A 21,457-nucleotide genomic window follows, 5' to 3' on the forward strand; every position below is an offset into this window, starting at 1 on the left:
CTTGTTGTTAGATGAGTTTTAGGCTGAACATTAAGAGGTATCTTGAATTATTAGAGATGGCTCACTTGAACCATTATTTGCTGTGCTATTTAAGTGAGTCTTGCAGGCGGTAGGTGAAAGATTACATATTGTCACCAGTTGAGCCTCGTTGATAACGAAGATTTCCTCTAATTTCACTTGCTCATTTTGTTTATAGAAGCGAGCTATTTTGTTATTGCATGCAGGACAAGTAGCCGCCGCTTTAATGCTGCCATTTTTATTTTTGTACATGGATATGGTGTTATTTTGAGGGATAATTATTTCTTGGCACTTCATGCATTTGAATTGATTAAACTCAAGCTGCTTCTTGTGGCTGGCATTTCTTTTTTCCAGGAAATCTTTAAGTGCCGCACCATATATCAAGATAGGTTTTCTGGTAATGGTTTCCAGATCATCAGACTTTACCCAGTCTCTAACAGTTTGAGGATGGAGTTTCTTCTCTTTGAACAAGTCGCAAATTTGCTCAACAGTATATGAGCGATATTGCTTAACAAGGTGGGGATTGTAATATTTGAACATTTTGATTCACCTTACTCATTACATTTTTTAATTTGCTAAAAATAGCGGTTTCTATTTCTTGGCTGGCTGTCTTATTGATTGGATGGCATATGGTGAAATTGCCTTTACTGGGGTAAGTCAGGCGATAACCATCACCATTTATTTTTTTATGAATAGCAATACTGGAAATATAAATACTGTCTTCAATAACAAAACTTGCGAAACCAATTAACCCATCGCGGGGCTTGATGAATTCAATGTGTACTTCTGATATCTTCATTTTTAGGCTCATGATGTTGTTTAGACTGAGCCACTCTTGCTTCTACTTGTTCCAAAACCTTAAAGAGGTTCACCAAGTTATCTGCTGCAAGCTGTGCTTCCCCTGCTGAGATATCTTCGTAATATTCTTTAATTGAATCGGTCAAATTTGACATGGCTCATACAATTTATAACGGTATAAGCTCAAGATAACGGTTTTTTTGATAAAAATATAAACAACCACTAGAGATGATTTATGACCTCTAGTGGTCATAAATAAATTTGTATCTGTATTTGAGGAATGGGAACAATTGAAGTCGAAATTTTCGACCTCAATAAAAGACGGTACTACTTCAAACTTGAGGTAACAGATTGTGACCTCAAGCTTTAGAGCCTGTGATTATTTTATCAATCTGCATCATCAATCTAACTGATCTACAAGTGTAGATTTAATCGTTTCAACAGCATCCAACAAACTCCATCCTTCCGTTGCGATACCTTGACCACTTTCTGTGACAAAACCTAAAGGGCGAGAGTGATTATTTTTTAATCGAGGTGCAAGTAAGGGTTCTATATCATCAAGAAAAGCAGAGTCTTGTAACTTTAAGTCCAAGTTATTAACAAATAACTTTTTAGTGATTGTTTTGTTGCCACGAGTCATATATTCAGAAAATACAGCCATGGTTTTGGTCGGATCAAATTCTTGTTCTTTGATCGCAAGCCATAAATCAAATGCATCACGTCCTTTTTTCCTTTCATATAGCGCGCGTAATTTTGTAGCAAGCAATTCTTCAAGCTGGAAGGTATTAACCTCTACATCCTGATTAAACCAATCAGACTTAACGGCAAAAGGCTTACTTAAACGATCGAGGATAGAAAAATTTTCATGGATATTGATTTCAATTTTGATCTTTTGTTTGCTTGATGCTGAAATTTCTGGAGAAAAGTAAAAGAGAAGTTTGAAGCTTTGTCCTGTTTGCCGGGTTTTGGGTTGTCCAAGCCATGGCTCTAAACAGTTTCTCAGCGCATCAATAATTTCCTTAATTCCCCCTTTGGAAGTCCTCACCAAGTCGATATCCTCACTGTATCGAGCAGCGGGGGAGAAAAAAAGTTTATGTAAGGCAGTGCCACCACGAAAGGCTAATTGTTCAGCTAAAAACGGATTAGAAAAAATTTCAACAATAGCGCGAGATAAAATTAAATCTTGTTCTACCTGCATATCATCTGTCCATGGTGCAGTTTGTCTCCATTGGATAATTTGCGCGAGAGGGATCATTCGTCAGGTTCCACCGTAGTATTGACAATCACATGCCATTTTTTATTACGTTCAATGGGGTTATACGGTACACGGGATACTAGACGCACCCAATGTAATGTTTTCCCCTCCAAAGCGGTATATAGCGTATTAGCAAGCTCTTCAACACCTAAGAACTCAAGAAACCAACCTAATCGCTGTACCCAGAATAATTCCGTATTAATCTGCATTAGCTCTAATAATTTTTTGGCATCTAATGTTTCGGCCAAATCAGAGAGAATAGTTGCTACATTGTTGATGCCAGCCGCATGTTGTGGCGAGCTGACCAGATCAGCAGCCAGTAGCTCAGGGGTTGCGACATCAATCACCCCCGCCAAAGTATTAAATTTTTTAACCAATCGATTATCGATTTGTTTTTTGGCAATAAATTCGATGTGTATGCGACCACAATGAATAGGTGAGCGATTCTTTAATGTGACTACCTGAAATCGCTGTGGTTTCTGATGGGCTGCTCCATAATATTGGGCAGCACTCAAAAAACCAACATAATAAGGCAAACCCCAATAACGCATCAAATCAGGAATAAACATATCTGCCGGCAAACAGCCATACACTTGATACTCTGGGGGTATAATTAGGTAAAATCCCTTTGCCGGGCTAACTATCAAATTGTTTTTCTTCAAGCGGTGTAAGGCGTTTAAACAGGGGACTTTTTCGAGGGCGAGCGCCTTCTCTGCATCCGCAGTGGTAAAGGAAAAACGACCTTGACTCCGTAATTCATTGATAAAAGTAAGCGCTTTCATATGCTATTTTTTGTGTTTATACTCTTTCAGTATATCACATTTAGTTATATTGGAGGATAGTTAACACAAATTTCTGTTCTAGTGAGCTTCAGGCCTTGATTAAGCAGGGCTTAGATTTTAGCGCTTTAAAATGGTTGTTACACCACTCATATAAGGTGGGTCTTTTCCAGTCATTACCTGCAAGTGCATCGTTGTTCTTGTAGGGTGGAAATGAACTTAATAATTCAGAATGCTCTGCCTCCAGTCTACTAGCGATGGTGTTGCATAATTGACTTGCCGAAGAATAATCCTTGCTAGATAATTCTTCTTTACAAAGGGCCTCTACCTTCTCCCTGAGCGGCTTGTAAGCCTGATATGAGTTTTCCCCTCCTTTGCGCTTTTCTTGTGTGTAAAAACTGTCTTCAAACACCATATCCTCAAATTCTAAAAAATTTAACTCGAACTCAGGCAGATTGAAGGGATCATCGATTTGTTCTTCGTCTCTTTTAGTAACATCGATTTCAAATATCTCGCATATGGGATTTTGGATAACTCTGATTTCCTTTAATTGATTGGCGGGCTCAGCCTTAAAGTTCATTATTAAATAACAGTGTTTTTCATTCCTTACGTTTCGATATTTTTCTAATACGTTCTTATAACCCTTAGCAAGACCGGTGCTATTAGCATGCTTAATGTGAAGGATAAGACGATTCTTACCGGATATAGTGAATTCAAGAGTTAGGTGCCCATCCTTCTGCTTAAAATTAATGGATATATTACTATTCTGTGAGACTAACCAAGCCCGGCAAACAGTAAAAAATAACATAGATGAGTAATGGCTTCTGACATGTTTATACACTGAATTGTGCAGAGTCCAGAATGTTCGCCATATTTCTTTATTTTCAATGGTATCCCTGAAGTGATGAATAATACCGGTTACGGCAAACATTAGTGACTCAGGATCATCAGAGCAGTTCTTGGCCTCCTTTGATAATTCAACATTGATAAATTCTTGACTATCTTTCAGCCATTTATAAAGCCCTTCATAATCCTTTTCTAAATCATAAGGCTGAACGTTATATGCTTTTAAAGCAGTTAAGGTTTCAACAAAAAACTCTTTGTTTGTTTTCAACTCTTTTAGCAATATTTCTTTTCGATATGCCTTTGTGGTTTCAAGCCAAATATCGCCTATGTCCCTGTTTACAATATCGCGTAATCGTTCGTTATAAGCGGCCAATTCTTCAACGATAGCGTCTACGTTATCCGCAACAGGCAGATTTACAAAATATCGCAAGGAACCAGTTTAATCCGTTGTTTTGAACAAGGATTAAAAAGAAGGTTGTAAGAATTAAGATTTCTTGTGGTATGGCTACGACTGCCTTTTAAATCAAGCTGGGCCATTATCTCTTGTGTGTATCGACAAATGTCATCATCAATAATATTTTGAACCATATCACTGATTCTATCGCCAGCTATGCCATCTTCTAGTAATGGTAATAGCAAGAATATTTCGGGGTTACCCTCTGCCAAATCCACAATCTCTTTTGCACTTTGAAGTATCTTGTCATTAAACTCGATACCTGATCCTCGTCCTTCTGTATTGCCTGAGCTATAACCAATACAGGTATATTGATATTCAGGAAAGCTCACCATTCTTTTAGCTACTCGCCAGCATTTATCCCCCACGTAGGTTGATTTTTGTAATAAGAGGAGCAGATTGGCAAAGAAGGTTTTATAGGTTTGGTAGGAGTTTCTAATTATTTCGCTTGCACTATCTTTTAATAAAAGAGGCTCAACAAAAACTTTGGTATCAAAATTCAATATAGGGTCAAAAACCCCCAGTTCATTGAGTCTTGCTTTATCAATATTAAAATGATCTGAAAAGTGTACCGGTTTTTTAGAGTTGATTACATTCTTGGTTCTATTTAAAGAGTAGGCTTCAAGCCTAGCTGGTGTTCAACCCCCATTTTTTGTTGGTTATCATACCCTAGCTTGATTTTATAGCAATATGCAATTTTAGAAGGAATTTTTTAGATAATTAAAGCTTTAGCTTTGTATCTAAAGGATTAGGAGTACCAACAATAATTTCCGAGGTTGTATCAGCTGCGAATTCACTACCTCTTATACTCGTCATAGCACTTCTATATTTAGCTGACGAGTTAAAAGTGAGACCTTCGCGACACGAAAGCCATTGACTGACCGGTGTAAGTGAGCCAACCACAGGTTCCGCAATTTTTTGAAAAATAGAGGGGCCATCTGCACTATTTGTAAAACAAGCCACTGATTGGTTAGTCGAGAGATCAATTGCAGCAAAATTACGACCAGTATGATTATCGCCCCAATGAAAAGCAACCTGTCGACCATCTGGCGTTTGTTGTAATCCAATGCCTAATCCCCACGCTATTTGACCTAAAACGTCGGAAGAGACCCCAGCTTTAATACCCTTAGTATCTCTATCTGTTAAGGTCGGAACAACAGGAGTAAACATTTCTCTTCTAACAAACTTATCAGTGGTACATTGTCTTAAAAATTTCCCATAATCTGTAGCAGTTGTGTATAAAGAGCCGGCTGGGTGCACACCATAAAAACGCTGATGTAGATTGGTACTCCCCGAATCATCATGACCTACTGCCAAACTTTCTGCGCAATCTTTAGGACGATGACCAATAATAGATGTGATAAGCGGCAATTCATAGGCCTCCGCAGGTCTTGAAAAAATAGTGCCTGGTAAGCTTTTTATAGAGGCTTTCATTGATTCAAGTTGCAGATTTTCTGCTTCATCAAGCCGTAGATTTTTTTCAGTGATATGCAAACTACCCTCTCTTCTTTCAGCCACATACAATTTATCTCCAGCACAAATGATACCCACTTGACTATTCAATAACGTATCAAGATGCTCAGGCATAAGGGCCCCTTCAATATCGGGAAGCTTTACCAAACTACATCCAGTTGGAGGTAAAAAACTGCTGTGAGTCATACCTATTTTAGCAAATTCTTCCTGAGCTAAATCCTCGAGCTTCTTTGGTGCCATGATTTTTTCCGCAACTTCTTGTAAAAACCGAAATGCTTCCCCTGAATAATCAAATCCCTCACCAACAGGACAAGTATAAGCAAACGGGACTCCATGTTCTGGATCAAATTCATTTGGTAATCCAGCTTGATGAGATAAAATCATGCGAGCAGTTAATTTTTTATAATTTTCCTGTTCTCGCATTTCCAGAGGCCCAAATCCATCGGTGTGCCCCCTTTTTGAGGTTAGATCTAGAATGTTGTTTTTAAGCTTTGGATCGGTAAGCCTATTAGTTAAATCGCTTAGATCAATTTTTTCGTCAAGCTTTCCCTGCTGCACTTTTCCATTCGGATCACGAACAATGTATTTGTCTTCGCTCAAGTAGATCTTACCAACCTCTGCCAACTCATGGTTACCCTCTGGTAATTCAGACATTAGAGCAAGTGTGTATCGATCAGAAAAATATTCATAAAGAGGTTTATCTAAGGCTATTTCCCCTCGTTCAGCCATTTTTATAATCAAATAAGCAAATACTGGTTTGCTTAGCGAAGCAGCTTCAAAAACAGTGGTATCAGTTACTGCTTGAGGCGCAGCCTTATTTGTAACACCCACAGCTTGAGTCATGATCTCCCCAGCAGGTGATGTAATTGCTACAGATACCCCTGGTATTTGAGCTTGCTCTATTATAGTTTCTAAGGGGCTTTTCATAGTTCGTACCTTTTTACTATGGGTGCAATTGAATTACTCTAATTGTAGCTTAATTGAAATATCTAAATCAAAAAACATCAACATGTAATTTTTATTCGATTGTCAGTGATTGGCGAATAACACCTGCCAAAATTTACCACTTCCTCCCGCCTCTGAGTTCGTAATATACTTACTATGGGGAGCCAATCCCAGTCTGGTTTTTGGTGAAATTCAATCAAACCTTAAATTTTACGTGTCGAATATGTGTCGAAGTTTGGGGTGATATTCCCGGCTATAATCGAACTATATAAACTTGTAGCAGGAAATCCAGCTAAAATAATTCTTCGATTAATGGGATTGCAGTTGAGTTTATGTAAACGGAGGCCATAATAATTACGGAGTTTCTGTAACTTTATTTATCCATCCATCTTCCCAAATATTATGTGGTTGCTAATTAAAATGCTTTTGTTGCATGTATTGAACGATGGCACCAATATTCGAATTATTAATTTGCCAACGAGTTCGGGCTTATAGATTAGCTTATTATTCTTTTCAATTTGGAGGGTTAATTGATTTCGTTTTTCATCAAATTTACATTGAAACGCTGATCTATCCCCAATGACCGATAAAAGTTTATCTATATACATCACAATACCCCTTCCTTTGTTCATAATTATAGATCGTTCAAAAAAATGAACAACATAAAAAAATGAACCAAATGAATGTACAGATTTATGTTGAATAGCGGAATAATATATACCGTAATTATTACGCCTTCCATGCATTACTTGTTGCTTGTATTATACAAAAAAATCAGCAAGAAAGCTTAATATGAAAACAATATGCGTGTATTTAGGAGCTAGTTTTGGAAACAATGTTGCATTTAAACAAGCTGTTAATAAGCTTGCTCATGAAATTGTTGATCACGGGCTTACACTTGTCTATGGTGGCTCTAGTCTAGGGATGATGGGTTTATTAGCAACTACAGTTAAAGAATTGGGGGGCAAAGTAATAGGAGTTATAACTACTCACCTTTTAGACAAAGAAAAGCCGTTAGATACTCTAGATGAGCTTTATATAGTTGATTCAATGCAAGAACGTAAAAAAATGCTTCAACAATTGGCTGATGCATTTATAGTTATACCTGGTGGGCTAGGAACACTAGAAGAAGCAATTGAAACCTGGAATGCAATAAAAATAGGTGAACTTAACAAAAAGATGGGATTCCTTAACGTAGATGAATATTTTGTAAAACTATTTAGTTTTATTGAACATTGTCAAGAAAATGGATTTATACACGCTAAGCAATCTACTATACCTATGATACACGCTGATCCTAGTAGTTTACTTGATAATTTAATTCAATCAGAAGAACTTCTTGTAATGGATAAGAAACCTGAATTGGTTTGAAAATGTAATAGGTACCTTATGGATGGTATAAATTTAGAAAAACATCATGCTTTACACTTTGAAATAGGCTAATTTTAAAAATGTTAAAATTTAGTGATGATCAATTTAAGTGAAGGAAGCTCTCCTTTAATCAAATGCCAATAGAATTTGAATAATAAATCAAAATCAAACTTGATAAGGTTTAAACTATTATAACCCCATGCTAAAATCAAAATTTAATTCGTGAGGGATCTACTATGGGCATCATATCGCTTTTCGAACAACTGGCTAGCACAACTCACCATAAAATAAATCTTGATGAGCTATTAAAAGAAGAAGATGTTAACATTCAGCAAGTATTTGCTAATAACGATGCCTCGTTTCTAAAAACCCTTTTCAATGAAAAAGCAATACTTGCTGATAGAACCACAATTTTTGATCTCTAGACCTTCTAGATCTTTTAGCATTAGATATGCAAATTAATCCAAATACATCTTCACTGGTTGTTGTTGGATGTGGAATTAAGTTTTTCGCTCATTTAACAACAGAGACAATTGCTTATATACAACAGTCTGATATCGTTCTTTATTTGGTGAATGATCCTGTTCTAAAGTCATGGATACAAAAGCAAAATCAGAAAACAGAATCGTTGGACTTTTTATATCGCTCATGCTCTCATCGTGCAGAAGCCTATCAGCGTATTACTAATTATGTTTTAGATCATCTATACCAAAAGAAACATGTATGCTTTGCCCTATATGGTCATCCAAGTGTTTTTTCCAAACCGGGATTAGAAGCAGTTAAGCAGGCGCAAAAAAAAGGTTATTTTGCAAAAATCTTACCTGCTATTTCTGCAGAGGCTTGTCTTTTTGCTGATTTATTGATAGATCCTGGCTCTTTAGGATGTCAATCATTCGAAGCATCGGATTTTTTAATTCACCAGCGACAATTAGATTCTTCGTCACACTTAATCTTGTGGCAAATTGATGCGGTAGGCATTATTGACCATGAATCAACAAATAATAAAAAAATGGGGATTTTGCTCTTATTGGATTATTTGCAGCATTTTTATAAGCCTATGGATGAAATTATTATCTATGAAGCTGCCCAATATCCTGGTTTAAATCCTAGAATAACCCGTACGCAGTTACAGTATTTACCGGATATTCAATTATCGACTATTTCAACCTTATATATTCCCCCTGTAAAAAAAACTCATTGTAATGAGACTATATTAAGTACACTCGGATTAATGTAAATGACGGATTATTTAACAACTTTGGCTAGAAAATATGCAGCAAATTATAAAGGATTATCAAAGCATTGTTGGCAGGGTATTATGCTTATTTGTATTAATACGCTTACTATTGGTATTTGCTTTTTCCTGTCGCTCTACTTTGTTACTATTAGGCAGTTTACTCCATCCATGGCTGGATTATTACTTTCTTGTTATGGTATGGGTACTGTTTTAGGAGGACTTATTACTGGTAAATTGTCAGATACGTTTTCACCTCATCTTATTTCAATCTCTAGCCTTTTAGTGCAATCTACAACGTTTTTTCTTTTAACTTACTTACATTCAGTCTTCGCATTAATCCCAAATATGTTCTTGCTTGGATTTGCAGCTTATGGATTTAAAACCTCCAATAATGTATGGATGCTTAGCTTATGTCGAAATGATACAAATTTACGGTATAAAACGATTAGTATTTCACATGTTGCTGCCAATTTTGGATTAGGATTGTCAGGAGTTCTAATTGCTAGCATGACTACTTATGGATTTAAGTCAATTTTTTGTTTATCAAGCTTATTGCTTTTGTGCTCTGCACTTTATCTTTTATTTCAGAAAAATACGAGCACCACTGTACTGTTACCAATCAAAGGACCGCATTACTACGAGCATTCAAATGCGTCTCAAATAACTATATTATTGGTTATTGCATGTGTTTTTCTTGTTGGATTAATTATTGCCCAGTTAAGCACTACTTATCCTCTCTATATTCAAAAGTTATTTCCACATTTAGGTATTAGGGCCGTAAGTATTTTATTTATCTTAGATACTTTTCTAATTGTCTTTTTCCAAGCTCCATTGACTACCTTAGTAGGTGGGCAAAATAAATTATTAGTAACAGGAATTGGGGCTTTATTAATGGGAATAGGGATGTTGGTTTTAAGCTATTCTTCTATATTTGTGCTGGCTATTTTCTCATGCATTATTTGGACAACTGGTGAAATGCTCTTTATCTCTACGGCCCAACTTTTATGTTATGAGCAAAGTAGCAATCAGAAAAAGGGACAAAGCGTAGGATTATTTCAAACTGCATTTGCAGTAAGCAATGTCATTGGACCCGCCATAGGAGGTATCATATATCAAAATTGGGGGGGAAATTTACTTTGGTATTGCAGCATGTTCATTGGGATAATGTGTTTTTTTCTGTGTTGGTATGGCAGCAGAACCTATACTAACACATCCTCTTAGGAAGGAAGCATCTGCTGCAAATATTGCTTCTGATGCAGGTGGAAATAAAGTATCATTAAACCGCTCATCACTATTTAGCAGCTCAAGAGAGTTTCTAAGAATGTTATGAGTATCAATAGAATTATGAAAGTAGCTGAACTTAACAAATTTTGCTATTTGCCCAACAACAGTATCAGAAGACAACGCTCCATCTTTTGATAATTCTTCAATGAAAATATTCATGATATGCTCTAGTTCGCGTACCTCATTTATTGTACTGGAGGCAAGACGTGATCTTGGTGAGAATATACGAGTAGCAGGATGCTGTAATGAATAATATATTGGGAAATAATCTGTTTGAAAATTAAAATGTTTAGGTTGCATCACTGTTGGCCTATATTTTTTTAGGCCATAAGACTCCACAAAAACTTGCTGCAAAATATCTACCGGCAAAGCATTATTATCTGTTGCAGGAGCATAACCAGGAGCAGCCCCCAAAGCAGTAGCAAATAGATGTTTTGCTGTATCGACAAGGTAAGGATTGGGTTTTAAATTACGATTTTTTTGTATGATCGAAAAAGTGATATCATAGTAAATTCTGTTTCGCTCATACTCATATCGATACCATGCCAATTCGTGCAAATATTGTTTTAAAGCTTTCCAACCCGCATCATTATGCAAACTAATTAACCAATTTTCTGAGAAATAAACAATACAACAACGCCAATCAGTACAAATTACCCTACTATTGACTACCTCTCTAAAAACTTGCCAATGTTCATATAGCGATTTTGCTGGTCGACTTTTAATATTAAAATCTCGCTGTAAATTTGAATGATTTAAAGTTGCTCCTATATTAGGTAACATAAATGTTGATCGCGCTCCGGCTGTTGAAGACAACAATCCATTGGGCGTATAAACATGACTCTTTCTTTTATTTAATATGGTTGAGAGAGGAAAAATATCCCCAGGTTTATAAACAAGCCAGGGAATTGTGATTTGTTCATTTTTCAAATCAATATAACACTCAAGCTCTTTCTCAAGAATCATGCCTAAAGGCGTGCCATTTAAGCTATATCCAAGATGCTGAAGAATATCTTGTGGAACATTGGGATCCGTGATTCGGTAGTAGTCTCCATTTATATTCGGAAATAAGGAGCTGCATGTGTCAGCATCGGTATCACCATAAAGATAATAGGCGATATAAAGAGGGTAAGATTGATTCGGCGATAACTGATCTACGATACTTGTGAATATAGGCTCTACTTTTGCAAAACGATGACGAATATCTGACCAAAAACATTTAACCAATCCATTTCTTTCATCAACCGCTGTATACATCAATGCAACATCCTGTATTTTAGGTTGTGTCCTCATTTTTTGCCTTGAACCAAATGAAGTCACGTTCTAGTATGATCTTGTAAAAAACCTCCGATTTTAGTTCCACAAAATAAGGCATGTCAACAAATTAGATTCGCCACTATGATCCTTTTTTAATTAATTTGATTATTATTAGGCTCTTAAATTTAAATGAAAATAAAGCAATTTTTTTCTTTAATATTCGATGTTTCAATTAATCGAGCTCAACCTTTAAGAAAAAACTTATTTTATAAATTTAGATATGAAATCTATCAATTAAAAATAACTTTGGAAAAGGACTGATTTTTAATCAGAAGTATAGGATTAAATATGGAATTATTATGGAAGAAAAAAGCATCATTGAAGTCACTCTAAATACTCAGGAGAAACAAAAACTAACGCAGGCGTTTAAGGATATTGTCTATAACCCATCTGGAGATGAGCAATACATCCAATTGCTCCGGAAAAAGATATACAAAGTATTACCCGAAACATTAATTAATACACTGACAATCCAACGCAGTGTCGATAAACTGGTTTCTGCAATAGTAATTAACAACATTCCAATCGATGAAGCCATTTATGGAAGCCCAGATTTCGAGCAAACGGGAAAATTATTTAAATCAGGAACTCTTAGTGAAAACATCATCACCGCCTTTGCTTCTTTAGTAGGTGAGCCTTACTCTATATATTTCGAGGGGAAGGAGCTTGTTAATAATTTAACCCCACAGAAAAATACTCGATTTGATTATACGGGTATGGGTTCGGAAGTAGAGCTTGATTTTCATATTGAAAATGCAGCGTTACAGTATATTTCTGAGGATGATTATTCGCCATCCGGTATATTCTTTCTAGGTATTCGAATTGATGAAACCATTGAACCAACAAAAACATTCATCGCCGATACTCGAAAGGCCTTAAAATTACTAAGCCCCTATGATTTGAAGATCTTATATGGAGCGAATTTTTATTTAAACCTCCCCTATCGGTGGCGAGAAATTTTCTCTCATGACGCAATGGTAAAATGCTCTGTAATCAGAGGTGCATTGAATAAACCTCGCATAAGTGTCGCCTTTTATTCGAATATGATACTGCCAATCAATCATGCAGCCAAAATGGCATTAGCCCATTTTCACCAGGCAGTCAAAGAAACATCTGAGGTCATCCACATTACTCCAGGAAAATTAATCTATGTGGATAATCGTTTTACCCTGCATGCGCGAGAGCGATTTACGCCAACCTACGACAACCAAGGTTGTCCTTATCGATGGATCCAACGCATCTTTGTAAGCCCCAGTTTATGGGCATTCAGGAATTTTCAAACTGTAGGAGGAAGAGTCTTTCTTCCACATTCTAATAAAGGAATACACAATCATGTTTTTTCACACATCACAGAAGTTGCCTAAAGGACTCTTTAAAGCCTGTGTTGTTCCCAGGCCTATTGCCTGGATCAGCACTAAAGATACTGATGGCAATCCTAATTTAGCGCCTTTTAGTTATTTTAATATCGTCTGTGAAGACCCGCCAATGATTATGTTTGCTACAACAGGTTCACATGGTAGCGGTGGTGCAAAGGATACGTTAAAAAACGTTGAGGAGACTAAAGAATTTACTGTTAATTTAGTGAGTTATATCAATAAGGACGCAATGAATATTACGTCCCTAGATTTTTCACGGGGAATTAATGAATTTCAAATGGCTGAGGTGGGCCATTTGCCCGGAGAAACTATTCAATCCTATCGTGTTAAAGGGTCTCCTATTAGTCTGGAATGTATTTATCACCAATCGGTTCAATTACCGACACCTAATGATTCAGGTTTAATCAACAGAATGGTTATTGCGAAGGTTGTTGGTATTCATCTTAATCCTGACATTCTAACCAAGGATAAACGAATCGATACCAACAAGCTCAATGTGATTGCACGAGTAGGATACAACGCTTATACCAAAGTCAAAGCGCATTTTGAGTTAAACAGACCTTGCGGATGCTGTAATAAATTAATGGATTAAACATAATGAATAAGAAAACAATTAGAATAGGTATTATCGGTGGAATGGGACCTTTAGCTTCTGCATCATTTGTTGAAACTCTTTATATCACTTATCTCAACAAGAATGATTTAAAAGAAGAGTATCATCCTCCTTATGTATATCTGTATTCTGAGCCTTTGCAAACTCAATCTACAGCGTTGATGTCTGTAAATCAAAGTAAAGCGGAGCTCTTAGCAAAGCTGGAAAAAAATATAGTCCATATCATACAGATGGATGTCGACTGCATTGTTATTTGTTGCTTTACGGCCCATACATTACTTCCTCAATTATTGCCTGAATACCAGGCTAAAATTTGCTCAATGGTAACACGAGTTTTGGAACATGTGCTTGCACAAAATAATCAATTTATCGTTCTTTGCGCTTCTTCTGCCAAAGAGGCACAGGTTTTGGAGAGTCATCCACTTTGGGAAAAAGCAGCACAGCAAATTACTTTTGTTGGTAATGAGGCGCAAACACAACTAAATTCCCTGATTAAAGCAGTGAAGGACAATCAGGTGAATGCGAGGCTTCTGGATGATTTTTTAGAATTTATAAGCCAATTTCCAGAACATCAATTTATTATTGCTTGCGCAGAACTCCATATCCTACTTAAAAAGCTCCAAGACTACTCTCAAATACGATTCGCTCACGTGTTTGATCCCTTTTATCACGTTGCTCAAAATATCTGGGGTTAATTAGCATGAAAAAACTCGATTTATTCCCCATTGCAAGAGCCATGGAAACCATTTGCCCTAGCGTTATAAGTGATTTAAAAACTAATTGGAACGAGACTCTGTCTTGCTATATAAAACAAATTTGGCAAAAACCGATTTCTTGTGTAAGCCCAATAGCACGTCAATCAAGAACAAAGTTCTATTCAGCATTGAAGCTTTTCCTTGGGTTACAATCCATTAATTTTGAACGTGCTTTTTCTGAATTTGACCGCTATCCCATTTTGCAAACTGGACCCCATTGTCAGTTGTACACCAATAAAACTGACTTTAATGCAGTCTTGATGAGTTGGATGGGAAGTCAATACCATCAGCTAAACCATATGTTTATTTTAAATAGCGTCACACGTACGCTGCAATGGAGTAAGCAGCAAGGACCAGGATGGCTTAACCTAAAACAAGAAGTGATTAATTTATTTGCTTTGACACCTAAACAGATGTCCAAACTGAGTGTTTGTTCATCCTACCCTGGATTAACTTATTGCATTGATAATTTCTCCCAATATTTGACTCAATCGGATTCTTGTGAACAAAAAGGAATAGAAAAATTACTCACATCAATTGACTCCAAAGAATATGAGGGATTTATTCCAGCATTCACCTTATCGAATCGAAACTTACTCACACAGTGTGATCATGCCCAAGAAATCCAGCCAGTGATCCTAAATGATAACTTCACATCACTTTTAGTAGCAGAACACTTAGGTGAACCGGACGGAATTATTTATCAACTTATTTTTTCACCAAAACAACGTAGCAAGTTGAAACATTTAGTCAATCTCTTAATTCATGAGAAGAGTCATCAGTTCTTAAAACAGGGAACAGATTTTTTTTGGGGTGTTAGAGACAGCAAGATACGTGCCTTAAAAGTGGATGATAATGTTCTTAAAGAAGAGACAACCAATGTAAGTAAACAGTTAAAAATACCATTAGAGCATCAATCCATTCGTACGGCTCTCATTAATGGTCAATTAATTCCCAATATTTTTTTAAGCTTTCTTGTTTTATGCCTCATGCCTCAAATTCGAGTCTTGGGTGGAACTCGGCAGATTGCTTATCTTCCTTTAATCCAAAAAATCTTTTGCAAACTACTCCGCCCAAATGTTGTTGATGAGCAAGAGCTTCTGCAAGAGATGTTAAGTAATGATTTAAATGCATGGGGAACCAACTTTATTCGGGATAAGTCTACACCGCTTGAATGGCTTGGTCGTTTACCTGCTGGAAAGGAATTCTCCTCACTAAGCACTTATTATCTAGATAAATCGGTAGCAGAAATTACACAAGAATTAACGATTTTTAAGGAGCATTCGCTATGGAAGCATATGATATAAACCCATCTCCTTGTTTACTAGTCATCGGCGCACGAGAACATACGTTACAAAAACTTAAGGCGATGAATATCCGATATATGCTAATCCAGTCTCAACAGGATCCTTTAACCGCGTATTTGGATGAGCAAATCGTATTCGTTGATACTTATGAGAATCTTTCAAAACTAAGTCGAATGGCAAAACAATTACATCAAGTTCACCATTTTAGAGCGATTGTTTCTTTTACCGAGTTTGGTTTATATCCTGCAGCATTAATCGCTGAACAATTGAACATTAAAGGCAATGCCGTATTTCCAGTAGAACATACTCGCGATAAATTGAAAATGCGTCGTTTACTAGAGAAAAATCAGTTTAATTCTATTGCTTATCGAAATTGTACCAGTTTAGAAGACGTATATACCTTTTATGATCAAATAAAGGCTCCTTTTATCCTCAAACCCGCTCATGGCGCAGGAAGTAAAGGTGTTTGCTATGTTGGCACCTTTGAGAATATCACTAATGCATGGAATTGGGCGATACGGCATGGCAATCAAGAACTTATTGCAGAAGAGTATCTTTTAGGCCAAGAATACAGTGTGGAATCCTTAAGTTTGGATGGGCAACACCAAATCATTGCCATTACTAAAAAGCTTACAACTGAATTTCCCCATTTTATTGAATTGGGTCATTACTCTCCTGCTCGCCTAACTCCAGAAATACAACAAAAAATACAGCAAATAATTCTTCGATTTTTAGATATTATTCAGCACCAAAATGGCCCGGCGCATACTGAAATTAAAGTACACCAAGGTGAAATAAAAATCATTGAATCACAAACCCGAATGGGAGGCGATCAAATTTGGGAGCTGACCGAATTAACCACAGGAGTGGATGTCATTTCTGAAACGGTGCTCCATTTATTGGGATTAAGTCAAAAAACAAGAAATAAAGAAGAAAATGCTGCTGCTGTTTTATTTTTTGCGCGTGAATTTGAAGAGATTCTTGATATTAATGGCCTTGACTCTGCAAACAATTTACCAGGAGTTGTTCGTATTCATTGTACCCTGAAAAAAGGTCAGAAGTTTGGGAAACTCAGCTCTTCTCAATCCAGGCAAGGATATATTTTAGGAACAGGACGTGATATTGATGAAGCGATTTCTACAGTGCGTTTCGCTATGGAACAAGTACAAATAACAACAAAAGTGCACCAGGATTAGGGAAGTAATATGTCAGAATCTATGTACCTTAGCACCACTCGATCAGATAAAGCATTTTTTAACATTTCTCTCTTTATATTCGCGTTTTTTATCATAAAATTAGGGCAATTTTTGATCGTACCTTTTTTAGCAATTTACTTGAACCATTTTTCACTATCCCCTATTTCTATAGGGGTTATTATTGCATCAGGACAATTAAGTCATAGCCTGACAAGCATATTCATAGGACACCTATCTGATCGTTACCCTCCGCAGCAATTATTCATCATGACTTTATTTGGATCGGCAATTGCCTATGAGTTTCTTTATCAAAGTCAATCATTAGTGTGTTTTATTGTGTTAAATATCATCATTGGTGTATTCCGAGCTATTTTTGATATTGCATCAAAAACGTTGTTGGCCACCAGCATCAATGAGCAACAGAGAACTATTGCTTTTGGTTTGCGATATGCGGTTTTAAATCTAGCAGCTGCTTTAGGTCCACTCATTGGCGCACGTTATGCTGCTGAACACTCCACTCCGCTGTTTCAGCTCATCGCATTCTGTTATCTTTCTACTGGTTTTTTATTGTTAATGTTCTGGTCAAAAAATAAAAATCATCAAACCACCAAAGACTCTCATAGCTCAAAAAGCGTATCCGTCATGGGTACATTGCGACTAATCGCCACGAACTCCTCTTTAAAAAGACTCTTTCTGATTAGTTTCATCTGTTACAGTTTGTATTCCCAAATAACCTCTTCGTTAGCCCAATATATTGTGCAGCAATTTGACGATGGCGTTGTGATGTACAGTAACATGCTAATCGTCAATGGAATAACCTGTGTTTTGCTGCAGATTTTTATTGGACCTCTTCTTAGAAGAGTCAATTATATGTTACTTGCATCTACGGGGTTATCCTTATTTGCCATAGGTTTCCTGGGATTTTGTTTTGCCCAAACTGGCTTAACACTGAATAGCTCCATGCTGATTTTATCCCTGGGTGAGGTTATTTTTTTTCCATTGAATGATGTGTTTCTTGCTAAAATGACACCACCTCATGTGATGGGTAGTTGTTATGGAGTTCTTAATGCCTCCGCAATTGGTTTGGCTGTTGGACCCATTTTAGGAGGCGCAATCTATCAGTTAGCTAACTATTATTCTTTATTTTTAATCTGCTCGATAGGAGCTCTACTTACCATTTTTCTTTATAGAAAATTGTCGCTTTGAATGATACTGATTGAAACAACAACACTAAAAAATAAAAAATCCCTAAAATCCGAGCATGAATAAATCATGTGGGAACTGTTTTAACCAAGTATTAATATGGGTGTCCCACTAACCCCTTTTGTCCCATGCATTTTTTTATAAGTCTACAATACACTGAACCAATCAATCCTCTTTTACCGACTCATTTAACTCAGCTTCAATTTCTTCGACTGTTGGTAAACTACCTTTCAGATCAGTGGGAATTGATTTAGAGAAGATATATTCTGAAACGCCTATGGGTGCACTAATGTTTCGCAACGCATATTCGGCAACGACTTTATTTTTCGATTTGCATAGCAAGATTCCAATAGTTTGGTTATCGCCCGGCTTTCGTAATTGAGCATCAACAGCTGCTAATAAAAACCCAACTGTATGTTCTGGTTTAAATTTCGTATTTTTCAATTCGATGACGACAAATGCTCATAATTTGAGCTGGTAAAACAATAGGTCAACAAAAAACTCCTGCTGGGCCAACAAGTATTGCTTAAGCACTATCCTACTAAAATAAGCGACATCCCAGTAATTGTTAACAGTGTTGCGAAAAGCGTCCTGACAGAAGTCTTTTCTTTCAAGATAAAAATTGAGAGAAAAAATACAAATAAAATTGAGGTCGAGCGTAACCCGAGGATAACTGCTGAATGAAAATGAAGAAAAGCAAAAACTGCCATGCTGTAGCCCAAACCTGCTAGTAAGCCAGCAATAATATATTTTTTCTTGCCTTGATTTAATGTTTCCCATGTTATTTTCTTGAGTAACAACATGGGTAGAAATAATAAAAATGCTTTAAGAACAAATAACCAACTAATATAAGATAAAGGATTACTTGCCGCTCGGATACCATACGTATCGATGGTAGAATAGGAAAAAATAAAAACTCCTGTCCCTATTGCATAGGCAATTCCTTGTAGTGAAAACGGTGATTTTTTAGTTATCCTAGTAAAAATAAACGAGATGATACCCAGTGATAATACAACTACCCCCACAAATTCATGGGTGGAAATGGGGTATCCTACATAATGATGCCAGTAATATAAAGCAAAAAGGGGCGCGCTGCCTACAGCAAGGGGATAAACTGCGCTAACTAATCCATGCTTATACGCATTACTAAGGAAGAGTATATAGCCAGTTTGCACGATGGCACTCATCACAACAAAGCTAAAAGTCGCATAATCAAGCAAAGGTACGATAAACAATAAAGGTGCCGCTACCATGAATTGAGGTATAACCATGAGCGTAACAAACACAACATTATTACTTGATTGTTTTATTTGAATATTCCAAATCGCACTGCCAAAAGTGGATAAGAGAACCAGTAAAAATATTAATGTTTTAAATGACATTAGTAGTCTTCGCAACGTTCGTTAACCTGACCAGGGCAAAAGAGGCTGCACGAATCTGGTCAACCATCACTAGTCAGGTGGATGTAGTTTCCAAGCCGAGACTTTATTTCTTATTCATAACAACAAACTTGAGGAATAGTAAAGTCAAGATTACAACTGGAATAATAATTTCTGAAATAATAATACCAGCGTTATAAGGTGCGAAATTTCCATGTAAAATCATATCTCTAATATGACCATATAAAGCTCCTATTATAAAAAATGACCATCCTAATCCCGTAGCCAGCCAAAATTTTCCTCCAATAAATAAGGATAGGATCCCTAACAATGCCCATGCGCCATCGTGAAACCCTACTTCAAATTGAAATGGACTGCCTGTAGGCCAACCAATCATTTTAGCGGTCATATCAGGAAAGAATACATGGCCGATAAAACCAATTAAACCGATAAGACCTACCGTAAAAAATAGGAAATAGACTAAGTATAAATCTACGATCTGTTCAGCAGAATAATGTTTTCGCCTAATAAAATAGTGAATCGTTGCAAACAATACACAAGCTATAAGAATCACGTTATTAATCATTTTTATCCCCTAATTTATCCTATGTTAACCATAGCACGGCATAAAAAGATAATCAGCGAGTTTATAGTTTTGATGTCAGTTTTTGTCGTCTTAATAGAGATGGTGTTTGGCGCGAGAGCCTTATTCATTAACTCTTAAAAGTATTCTTTTCTTCTTTACCTTTATCTTCAGAATGTTGACTATCGATTTCTTCAATCTTACCTTGTAAATTGGATCGCCAAATACTATTTTTTATCAGTCGGCTGTGTGTTTTCTGGGTTTCCTCTTTTCGTGTTTGCCAACCTTTCTGCCAATCTGGGTTTTCCCAAAAAGGAGAAACCCGCTTTAAGGTGGTTAGATCCGAATTGGTTTCAAGACTTACAAACTTAACCGTATCCAAAGCAACTTTGGAGAATTCGGGTCCAAATTCTGTAGCTAATTTATACACTCTGCGTAGCTCTGTTAGCGTAACCCATTTATCGGAGGGGTCTTCCTCTCTTTGAGCAATTTGTTTTGGCTCGTAGCTCATATTGCCTTTTCCGACTACAAAAATTAAGGGAATTATTGGTTTGCCTTCTTTCTGTCTCTTATAATTTTCGAGAATTAAGTCATTGAGAATAAACTTAAAATAATTATACATGGAGTAAGGGTTGTTTCTGCTGAGATCAGTATGTTTGCTATCGTAGGTATCAGAATTTAAAGCATTGATTCCATCATGTTCATTGATTGCCATACAAAGCTCTTTATAGGCATATTTGCTAAAACCAAATACTACCACTTCGGAACTTTCGCCACATAACTCTCTTATAGATTTTTCATCAACTTTCATATTTATCAAACAAAAAGTGAGATTAATATAATTATAGATTAATAACAGAGCATTATGGTGAGGATATGATTCTTTACATACATACAGAAGTTTCTAAGGTCCAAAAATGCAGCATTGAAATCTGCTTGAGGTGCCCTGAAAATATGACAATAAATGAACTTCATCTCACAACTAAAAACAAAGTTGACTTTTTTTGATCATTTTGGTCTACTGAATTTGGTTCGACGTATCATCGTTGAGCCAAGGATATACCTAATGGAAGGATACAATTGCTTAGAATACTGCGATGAGTAGAGCACTTCTTTCTTGTTGCATGTTCGCTATCAAAATAATAAAAACATGGTGCTGTCAGCGTATGGAATTCAATCTGATAACACCAGAAGCTGTTGTGCCTATGGAAATTAACGTACCGTCTTCTATTAAATGTGGACTCTTATCTTTATAAAAACTCATTAAC

The 21,457-nt window shown here is 36.4% G+C and carries 23 protein-coding genes; 10 read left to right on the top strand and 13 right to left on the bottom strand.

Features of this window, described 5'->3' with window-relative positions; translation table 11 throughout:
• Positions 1-30: 30 nt before the first annotated feature.
• From ACWTE2_RS24285 to ACWTE2_RS24320, 8 genes are all read right to left on the bottom strand, one after another.
• The gene (locus ACWTE2_RS24285; protein WP_454784772.1) at positions 31-558 is read right to left on the bottom strand and encodes a helix-turn-helix domain-containing protein; all 528 of its coding nucleotides are present in this window, start codon (positions 556-558) and stop codon (positions 31-33) included.
• Positions 527-817, bottom strand: a complete 291-nt coding sequence (locus ACWTE2_RS24290; RefSeq protein WP_454784773.1) for a septation protein SpoVG family protein — start codon at positions 815-817, stop codon at positions 527-529. The genes ACWTE2_RS24285 and ACWTE2_RS24290 overlap by 32 nt, the downstream gene beginning before the upstream one ends.
• Positions 792-971: a hypothetical protein gene (locus tag ACWTE2_RS24295; protein ID WP_454784774.1), complete on the bottom strand. Its 180-nt coding sequence runs from the start codon at positions 969-971 to the stop codon at positions 792-794. The genes ACWTE2_RS24290 and ACWTE2_RS24295 overlap by 26 nt, the downstream gene beginning before the upstream one ends.
• A 245-nt stretch (positions 972-1,216) precedes the next feature.
• Positions 1,217-2,071 (bottom strand): nucleotidyl transferase AbiEii/AbiGii toxin family protein, encoded by an 855-nt coding sequence (locus tag ACWTE2_RS24300; protein WP_454784775.1) that lies wholly within the window; start codon positions 2,069-2,071, stop codon positions 1,217-1,219.
• Positions 2,068-2,853 carry a type IV toxin-antitoxin system AbiEi family antitoxin domain-containing protein gene (locus tag ACWTE2_RS24305; RefSeq protein WP_454784776.1) on the bottom strand — a complete coding sequence of 262 codons (786 nt, stop codon included), beginning with the start codon at positions 2,851-2,853 and terminating at the stop codon, positions 2,068-2,070. The genes ACWTE2_RS24300 and ACWTE2_RS24305 overlap by 4 nt, the downstream gene beginning before the upstream one ends.
• 88 nt (positions 2,854-2,941) lie before the next feature.
• Positions 2,942-4,126: a hypothetical protein gene (locus ACWTE2_RS24310; RefSeq protein ID WP_454784777.1), complete on the bottom strand. Its 1,185-nt coding sequence runs from the start codon at positions 4,124-4,126 to the stop codon at positions 2,942-2,944.
• Positions 4,111-4,653 carry a hypothetical protein gene (locus tag ACWTE2_RS24315; protein ID WP_454784778.1) on the bottom strand — a complete coding sequence of 181 codons (543 nt, stop codon included), beginning with the start codon at positions 4,651-4,653 and terminating at the stop codon, positions 4,111-4,113. Before ACWTE2_RS24315 ends, ACWTE2_RS24310 begins: the two co-directional genes overlap by 16 nt.
• Before the next feature lie 217 nt (positions 4,654-4,870).
• A complete protein-coding gene (locus ACWTE2_RS24320) occupies positions 4,871-6,550 on the bottom strand; it encodes a serine hydrolase domain-containing protein (protein ID WP_454784779.1) in 1,680 nt (559 codons plus the stop codon).
• A gap of 810 nt (positions 6,551-7,360) precedes the next feature.
• Between ACWTE2_RS24320 and ACWTE2_RS24325 the strand changes: the two genes are divergently transcribed.
• The 4 genes from ACWTE2_RS24325 to ACWTE2_RS24340 all read left to right on the top strand — a co-directional run bounded on the left by ACWTE2_RS24325 (position 7,361) and on the right by ACWTE2_RS24340 (position 10,397).
• Positions 7,361-7,939, top strand: a complete 579-nt coding sequence (locus tag ACWTE2_RS24325; protein ID WP_454784780.1) for an LOG family protein — start codon at positions 7,361-7,363, stop codon at positions 7,937-7,939.
• Positions 7,940-8,175: 236 nt separating this feature from the next.
• Positions 8,176-8,364, top strand: a complete 189-nt coding sequence (locus ACWTE2_RS24330; protein WP_454784781.1) for a hypothetical protein — start codon at positions 8,176-8,178, stop codon at positions 8,362-8,364.
• A 26-nt stretch (positions 8,365-8,390) separates the two neighbouring features.
• Positions 8,391-9,176 carry an SAM-dependent methyltransferase gene (locus ACWTE2_RS24335; RefSeq protein ID WP_454784782.1) on the top strand — a complete coding sequence of 262 codons (786 nt, stop codon included), beginning with the start codon at positions 8,391-8,393 and terminating at the stop codon, positions 9,174-9,176.
• A complete protein-coding gene (locus ACWTE2_RS24340; RefSeq protein ID WP_454784783.1) occupies positions 9,177-10,397 on the top strand; it encodes an MFS transporter in 1,221 nt (406 codons plus the stop codon).
• Here the strand turns inward: ACWTE2_RS24340 and ACWTE2_RS24345 are convergent.
• Positions 10,308-11,753, bottom strand: coding sequence for a hypothetical protein (locus tag ACWTE2_RS24345; RefSeq protein ID WP_454784784.1), 1,446 nt, complete (start codon positions 11,751-11,753; stop codon positions 10,308-10,310). The genes ACWTE2_RS24340 and ACWTE2_RS24345 overlap by 90 nt on opposite strands.
• 323 nt (positions 11,754-12,076) lie before the next feature.
• On the opposite strand from ACWTE2_RS24345, the gene ACWTE2_RS24350 reads away from it, so the two are divergent.
• Genes ACWTE2_RS24350 through ACWTE2_RS24375 form a run of 6 tightly spaced genes read left to right on the top strand, consistent with a single transcriptional unit; the run spans position 12,077 to position 18,230 of the window.
• Positions 12,077-13,141, top strand: coding sequence for a Fe(II)-2OG oxygenase family protein (locus tag ACWTE2_RS24350; protein WP_454784785.1), 1,065 nt, complete (start codon positions 12,077-12,079; stop codon positions 13,139-13,141).
• Positions 13,110-13,745: a flavin reductase family protein gene (locus ACWTE2_RS24355; RefSeq protein WP_454784786.1), complete on the top strand. Its 636-nt coding sequence runs from the start codon at positions 13,110-13,112 to the stop codon at positions 13,743-13,745. Before ACWTE2_RS24350 ends, ACWTE2_RS24355 begins: the two co-directional genes overlap by 32 nt.
• A 5-nt stretch (positions 13,746-13,750) precedes the next feature.
• Entirely contained in the window at positions 13,751-14,461 is a 711-nt protein-coding gene (locus tag ACWTE2_RS24360; protein ID WP_454784787.1) for an aspartate/glutamate racemase family protein, read from the top strand.
• A gap of 5 nt (positions 14,462-14,466) precedes the next feature.
• The gene (locus tag ACWTE2_RS24365; protein WP_454784788.1) at positions 14,467-15,828 is read left to right on the top strand and encodes a hypothetical protein; all 1,362 of its coding nucleotides are present in this window, start codon (positions 14,467-14,469) and stop codon (positions 15,826-15,828) included.
• Positions 15,810-17,024 (top strand): ATP-grasp domain-containing protein, encoded by a 1,215-nt coding sequence (locus ACWTE2_RS24370; protein WP_454784789.1) that lies wholly within the window; start codon positions 15,810-15,812, stop codon positions 17,022-17,024. Before ACWTE2_RS24365 ends, ACWTE2_RS24370 begins: the two co-directional genes overlap by 19 nt.
• 9 nt (positions 17,025-17,033) lie before the next feature.
• Entirely contained in the window at positions 17,034-18,230 is a 1,197-nt protein-coding gene (locus ACWTE2_RS24375; protein WP_454784790.1) for an MFS transporter, read from the top strand.
• 162 nt (positions 18,231-18,392) lie between these two features.
• On the opposite strand, the gene ACWTE2_RS24380 is transcribed toward ACWTE2_RS24375, so the two are convergent.
• The 4 genes from ACWTE2_RS24380 to ACWTE2_RS24395 all read right to left on the bottom strand — a co-directional run bounded on the left by ACWTE2_RS24380 (position 18,393) and on the right by ACWTE2_RS24395 (position 21,000).
• Positions 18,393-18,677 (bottom strand): PDDEXK nuclease domain-containing protein, encoded by a 285-nt coding sequence (locus ACWTE2_RS24380; protein ID WP_454785022.1) that lies wholly within the window; start codon positions 18,675-18,677, stop codon positions 18,393-18,395.
• Positions 18,678-18,760: 83 nt separating this feature from the next.
• Complete coding sequence (locus ACWTE2_RS24385) at positions 18,761-19,609, bottom strand: EamA family transporter (protein ID WP_454784791.1); 849 nt, start codon at positions 19,607-19,609, stop codon at positions 18,761-18,763.
• A 103-nt stretch (positions 19,610-19,712) separates the two neighbouring features.
• Positions 19,713-20,192 carry a DUF6790 family protein gene (locus ACWTE2_RS24390; RefSeq protein WP_182392068.1) on the bottom strand — a complete coding sequence of 160 codons (480 nt, stop codon included), beginning with the start codon at positions 20,190-20,192 and terminating at the stop codon, positions 19,713-19,715.
• A gap of 127 nt (positions 20,193-20,319) precedes the next feature.
• Positions 20,320-21,000: a hypothetical protein gene (locus tag ACWTE2_RS24395; protein ID WP_454784792.1), complete on the bottom strand. Its 681-nt coding sequence runs from the start codon at positions 20,998-21,000 to the stop codon at positions 20,320-20,322.
• Between the last annotated feature and the right edge of the window lie 457 nt (positions 21,001-21,457).

The sequence above is a fragment of the Legionella nigrisilvae genome, assembly GCF_977063395.2.